1 protein-coding gene is annotated in these 276 nt (G+C 35.9%); it reads left to right on the top strand.

Translation table 11 applies throughout. The features are described 5' to 3' along the window. Positions 1-198 precede the first annotated feature (198 nt). On the top strand, positions 199-276 hold a 78-nt coding region (locus AAEY88_RS13400; RefSeq protein ID WP_350563177.1), incomplete at its 3' end, for a type II secretion system protein.

The raw sequence follows: 276 nt of genomic DNA, 5'->3' as shown, positions 1-276 counted from the left end.
CCAACAACACCGATCATTTAGTGGTACAAATAAACACGCAAAGAAGTGATATAACATTTAGCGCTTTAGATAGTAACGCGAATATATTTACCCAAATTAGTTTTGATCCTTTAGGTAAATCAAATCAAACCTGTACTTCGCAGTGTCGAATAGATGTTGGATTAGCTGGCGTATGCATAAGTGGTGAAGGGCTTATCTATGCGTGCCCTTAAAGTAAAAGGTTTTACTTTAATTGAGCTTATTATTGGCATAGTGATGTTTGCTATTGCATTAAGC

Origin of the sequence: Psychrobacter sp. CAL346-MNA-CIBAN-0220 (assembly GCF_040309805.1) — a bacterium.
Taxonomy (GTDB): domain Bacteria; phylum Pseudomonadota; class Gammaproteobacteria; order Pseudomonadales; family Moraxellaceae; genus Psychrobacter.
Note: the sequence above shows the minus strand (reverse complement) of the source record. Positions and strands in the feature narration are given on the sequence as shown.